The sequence below is a fragment of the Pseudonocardia sp. DxW genome, assembly GCF_058448985.1.
This window is the reverse complement of the sequence record NZ_JBZFLK010000034.1, coordinates 39,200-45,199: the sequence shown is the minus strand read 5'-3', so window position 1 is coordinate 45,199 and position 6,000 is coordinate 39,200. Positions and strand designations below refer to the sequence as shown.

Here is a 6,000-nt window from a genome sequence, read left to right as displayed (position 1 = left end):
ACGCCGCTACCCATCCAGCAAGATCCACCACCCGGCGATCATCACCGCCGAACCCGGATCAGCCTCTCACGACACGTCGAAACGCCGTTGCAGTACTAGGCAGATGCCGCCGTCGAGCACCTCTGCCATGTCCACTGTGGAATGTCCGCCTGCTATGGCGTCGCGTACGAACGGCCGCAGCAGGAAGGCGCGCAGCTTGTTCATCAGCGGGCTGATCACCTGGCTGCGGCTGGAGTCGGTGAGTTCCTCGTACCAGGACCAGAACCCGCGCAGCACGGGGTCGGTGATCCCGGCGGTGACCCGTGATCGGAAGGCGGGATCGGCCAGCAGCTTGGGCAGATCGGCGAGGGTGGCGACGCCTTCCTGGGTGCGCAGGGTCAGACAGGCAGCGCGCATCACGTCGTCGGTACGCGGACCCCAGAACGCGGAGTAAACCCGCCGGAACACCGAGACAAGGTTGTCGACGGTCAGATCGGTTTCCCCACCGTCCAACGGGTTCAGGCACGGTGGCCGGGACTTCGAGTCGGCGTCGAAGATCACGACACGATCCGCCACCGAGCGAGGCAGACGGGAGAGCATGTCGGTGACGAGGTCGCCCTTGGGGTCGATCAACACGATCCCGCGTCCGGCCTCGGCGTCAGCCAGGATCATGTTGCCCAGCAAGGTGGATTTGCCGGAGCCGGTCGCGCCGATGACGTGCAGGTGGTGCCGCGCGTCCGGGACACGCAGCGCCACGGGTCGTTCGTGTCCGGTGTCGGTGACGCCGATCGGCTTGGCCTCCGGGCCGGGCGTGGCGATGCCCGGTGGCGGGGAGATCGCGCGGGCGCCGGCACGCTGCACGCCGGGGATCGCCTCGTCGGTCGGCAAGTGCGCCAGCGCCGCCAGTTCGGCCACGGACAACAGGTCGCCCTTGCCGAGGCGCCGGTCGGCCAGGACAGGGCCGGGGTGGCGGACGCGGTGGCGGGTGTAGTGGTTGTGCTCGGTGTAGGAGGCGAAGCTCGCGGCCAGCGCGTGTGCCCGGCCGCGGGCGACGTCCCGCGCCTGGCGGACCTCGGTCTCGGCGGCGTCGGCGGGCAGGAGGGTGGCGACGGCGTAGCGGATGACCGTCTCGTATTGCGAGCCGCGCTGTTTGGCGACGATGGCGCGGTTCTGTGCCGCGTACTCGAGCGAGGTCTGCGGATCGCTGGCCAGTGCCCCGGACTTCGCCGTGCGCCGGGCGGCTCCAGACTTGACGCCGGGCGTGACCAGGTCGAGCAGGCGACCGACTACTCGGGTGGAACCGCCGGTGTGCACCCGCCGCGCGGAGCGCCGGGCTTTGCCGACGCGGCGGCCGGTGACCGGGCGGGCGAGGATCTGGACGCAGGCGTACTCGTCGCGGCCGAGGCCGACCGGGGCGCCGATCAGGGCGCGCAGGGGATCGGCGTCGAAGTCGGTGCGGATCGGTAGCGCCTCGGAGCGGGCGAGGCGGAGTTCGCCGCCGACGACCAGCCGCCGCTGTGCCTCACCTGGAGGTGGCAGGGGTGGGTCGGCGGTGCCGACGCGGGTGTGTGAGCCGGGCCAGGCGGCCTCGATGGCGCGTTCGACGAGGCCGGGGGGGATCACGCCGGGCACCCACAGTCGGATGCCGACCCCTGCCTCGGAGAACGTGTACTCGCAGGCCACATGGGGCTGCCCGGTGAACCACCGGCGCCAGGCCGGGCGCAGCAGCCCGACGAGGTTGGACCACAAGGCCGCGCCGCCCGCGGGATCCACGGTGGGCGGGGCGAGCACGGTGACCTGGCGTGCGTCGGCGACCAGCCTCGCGTGACAGCGCCGCGTCCACCGCCGCCGGCCGATCACGAAGCCCGCGATGCCGACTGCCAGCACGGGGGCGACGATCGGCCCCCAGGTGATCGCCCAGTCCCGCAGGTGACCCAGCAGCGTGAGCAGCGCACCGCCGGGGTCGCGCAGGTAGTCCCCGAGCCACCCGTTCGTCAGGCCCGCCCGCACTATTCCGTGAGCAGCCAGCGCATTGGACGGCTCGGGGTGGCTGAGGACAGCCGGTATCCAGGAAAGCATTACGGGTTCTTCCAAGAAGGTAAGAAGTGCTCAAGCGGAAAAGAGACGGCCGGTGTCAGGCGGCGTCGAGTTCGATGTCGTCATCAGCACCGAACGAACCGAACTCATCGCCCTCAGCCGCATACGCCTGCTCGGTGGCGAAGCCCAGGTCCACGAAGGACTGCTCCTCGGCGTCGGTCTCGCCGGGGTCGACGTCCGCGGCGTATCCGGCGAGTTCGGCCGGGTTACTCGTGACCAGGTAGTGCTCTGTGGGCGAGGCAATACTTTGGAACGCGACGCGCTGGGTGCCCGCCGACAGCAATCCCTGACCTCGGTCCGCCGACAGCAGGAATTGCCGTTCCCCGGCCGACAAATCGAAGGTCTGGGTGATCTCGTCGATGGCCTGCGACGCCTGCCGCAGCAGCACTTGGGTCGCCGCGTTGGCTACCACGGCTTTGCCGAGATCGTTACCGAGAACATCGGCGGTGTCTTGGGTCGCAACCGTCAAACCTGCCCAGTGTTTCCGGGAGGCTTTGGCCATGCGGAACAGGAACTCCGCGCCCGACTTCTCTTTCATCAGCAGCCACGCCTCGTCCACGACCACCAGGCGCGGGCGGCGAATCGCGGGATTGGACACCCGCCGCCACACCGCGTCCAGGGTGAGCAGCGTGCCGATGGCTTTCAGCTCGTCGGGCAGATCCCGCAGACTGAACACCACCAAATGGCCTTCCGGATTGGTGGTGGTCGGGCCGTCGAACAGCTGCTTGAACGCGCCCTCGACGAACGGGTGCAACCTCGCCGCGAGCTCGGCGGCAGCCCCGTCGCCGGCCTGGCCCGCGGTGGCCAGCTGGTCGCGCAAGGACCTGAGGGTCGGTGAGGGGCGAGTCCACGTGCGGGCGTCGGCGGTGATCCCCACCGACTGGTACGTCGCGGCGATGCCCCGGTCCAGCGCGGCCCGCTCGGCGGCTTCCAACTCGGTGCCTGTGCCGTCGGCGGTGAGCACCGAGATGACGGTGTGCAGGAACAGCGACCGCCGCACGAGGGCGTCTTTCGGTGCGGTCCGGCGGCCGTCGGCGCGGGTGTGGATGGGCAGGTCGAACGGGTTGAGCCGGACGTCGCGGGCACCGAGATGGACGTAGGTGCCGCCCACGGCGGCGGCCAGGCGGGCGTACTCGTCCTCGGGGTCGACGACCGCGATCTCGATGCCCCGGTACAGGCTGCGCAGGAGTTCGAGCTTGACCAGGTAGGACTTGCCCGCGCCGCTGCGCCCGAGGATGACCGAGTTGTGGTTGTGCATCCCGTCGCCGAAACGATCCCAGTGCACCAGCCCCTGCGATCCGACGTTGTAGCCGTAGAGCACGCCGGACGGCGCCGCCACGCTGGTGGGGTCGGCTGCGGGCAGGTCGGGCGAGGTGAACGGGAACGCGGCCGAGAGCGCACTCGTGTCGAAGGTGCGCCTCATTCCGATCAGATCGAGGCCCATCGGCAGGGTCGACACCCAGCCCTGCAGTGACCGGTAGGTGGTGTGCTTGGCATCCAGCAACAGGCTCGCGGATATGGAGCGCAGCGCCGCTACCTCGTCGGCCAGCGCTCGCTCGGACGGGGCGTGGATCGTGAGGTACAGCCCGACGCGGAACAGCTTGCCTTCGCCGCGCGCGACACGGGAGGACAGGTCGTAGGCGTCTTCGGTGGCGGCTTCGACCTGCGGGTCGTAGAGGCGGCCGTGCTCGGCGGTGTGCCGCCGGCCGCTCTCGAGTTTGGCGAGCTGTTTCTTCAGCCGCGCGGCGGCGGTGGCCGGGTCGATCGGCTCGACATGCAGCGCGACGTCGAGGCGGCCGGGGTAGGTCAGCAAGGGCGCGAGCCAGCCGGGGTGTACCTCACGCGGGAACCCGGTCACGGCGAAGCTGGACACCCATTCGTTGCCGACCTCGAGATGCCGGGCGCCGACGGACAGGGCGTCCGGCGTGAACGCGGCTGCCCGGTGGTGCGCGGCGGCGGGCTGGGTGTTGGGACGGCGCTGGCCGCGCCGCGTTCGGGTGGTCATCACAACCGCCCCCTCTCCGGGTAGTCGTCGTCTTGTCGGGTAGGCCCCCCGCATTGCTGCGGGGGAGCCCCCCTCAGAACCGGACGTGCACCTTTCGGCGCATCCGGCTCAAGCAGGTCCCAAGGACCGTGCAGAAGGGAGCTCCAGGGGGCCACGCTGATTGCCAATTGCGTGGTGACTGCGGTGGCAGTCGGCGTGGACGAGCATGGGGGATTGCGCATGGTGTCCTCCGGTTGATCGGTAGATCAGGCCGTCCGTGGTGCGGGTGCGGTGTAATGCCGCGAACCAATTCGCCCAGTCACGTACTGAGTCAGGTTCGTAGCCCGCGCCCGCGATGAGGTCCAGCCCGCAGAGTGGGCAGAGCCCTTTCTGTTTCGCAGCAAGGCTGACGTGGAATTGCCCGTCAGCCTGTGGGTGCCTGCGTTTCCTTGTCCGCGCGGCCCAGTAGTCCGTCAGGCTCGGGTCGTCTTTGGACGCCATTCCCTTGACAGGGATGTGCCGTTGGATGACGGTCCACACGAACTTGTACAGGTACCGTCCACTGTGATGATCACCGAACACCCAGTGGTCGTCGCGCCGGGAATGGAAGCGCCCGAAGTACCGGTCCTTGGTCCATGACCGGCTTTTCCGGGGATGCCGCCGCAGGGCCCATCTCCATGTCCTGTGCCACACATAGTGATCCAGGTCGGCGAAGATTTCCTTGGCTACCGCACCGCGGTAGTAAGTGGCCCAGCCCTTGATCAACGGGTTAAGACGCTGGATCAGCAGCTCCGTGGTCGTGCTCTGCTCGACGATCCGGCGAATCTTGTCCTTGACCCGTTTCACCGCCTCGGCGCTGGGCTTGATGAGCGTCTTCGGACCGTACGTCCTCACATTGAAGCCGAGGAAGTCGAAACCATCCTGGAGCCGGACGATTCGTGTCTTGTCCGGATGGATGGTCAGCCCGCGTGGCTCCAGCCACTCGGCCAGTTTCTCCTTGACCTGCTCTGCCTCAGCCTTCGAGGTGCAGAACACCACAAAGTCATCGGCGTAGCGGACCAAGAGCGGCACCTGGGCCCTCTGCCTTTCGGTGAGATTGTCCAGGTCGCCGATAGCGGCTCCCATGCCGTGCAAGGCGATGTTCAGCAGAAGCGGGCTGATGACACCGCCCTGGGGAGTTCCCTCCCCGGTGGCAATGAATCGCCCGTCCTGCATCACACCGGCCTTCAACCACCGGAGGACTGCCCCAGCAGCGGGGAAACCTCCGATAGCGTCCATCAGGCGGGTGTGGTCGATCCTGTCGAAAGCGCCGGCCAGGTCCGCGTCGAGAACCCACGTGCGGCGAGCCGTGCTGCGCGCGGTGAGCCGGAAGATCTTCTCGATCGCGTCGTGACAGCCACGTCCAGGGCGAAAACCGTAGTTCTTGCCCTCGAACCGCGCTTCCCATTCAGGTTCCAGGGCGTTCTTCACCCTGGCCTGCTGCGCCCGGTCCCGAATCGTCGGGATACCGAGCGGACGGGATTTCCCACCAGCCTTAGGGATATGCACTCGCCGTACCGGCCTGACATCGGTTGCGGGCTCGGTGGCGAGTGTCCTCGCCAATCTGCCTCGCTCCTGTGCCGTCAGAGCCCTCGCCCCGTCGATGCCGGGAGTACGGCGCCCCGCGCTCAGCTGCGTGACCCGGCGAACACTCACCAGAGTGTTCGCGCGGGAGCGCAGCATGAGCTTCTGGAGATTCCGGACCTTCTTCAGGTCCCCTTCCTGCGCGGCCGTGAAGATCCGTTGCCTCAGTCGCCGTACGTCCCGTTCGGCCTGCGCCCAGTTGATGCTGTGCCAGGCTTGCGCGTCGCCCGTGGCCTCGTTCAACGGAGGCACCGCCATGTCGGCTACCGCGTCCACGTTGTTCCCTTCCGTCGTCTAACTCGGCTGCTGGTAATGAC

2 protein-coding genes and 1 pseudogene are annotated in these 6,000 nt (G+C 68.2%); all 3 read right to left on the bottom strand.

What is annotated here, in order from left to right:
• Positions 1 to 93 precede the first annotated feature (93 nt).
• Positions 94 to 2,058, bottom strand: a pseudogene (locus tag ACVJO7_RS31545) (DUF8128 domain-containing protein); the annotation flags it as partial.
• A 55-nt stretch (positions 2,059 to 2,113) separates the two neighbouring features.
• Positions 2,114 to 4,081: a VirB4 family type IV secretion system protein gene (locus ACVJO7_RS31540; RefSeq protein WP_113643319.1), complete on the bottom strand. Its 1,968-nt coding sequence runs from the start codon at positions 4,079 to 4,081 to the stop codon at positions 2,114 to 2,116.
• Positions 4,082 to 4,189: 108 nt separating this feature from the next.
• Complete coding sequence (gene ltrA, locus ACVJO7_RS31535) at positions 4,190 to 5,959, bottom strand: group II intron reverse transcriptase/maturase (protein ID WP_218160429.1); 1,770 nt, start codon at positions 5,957 to 5,959, stop codon at positions 4,190 to 4,192.
• Positions 5,960 to 6,000 lie beyond the last annotated feature (41 nt).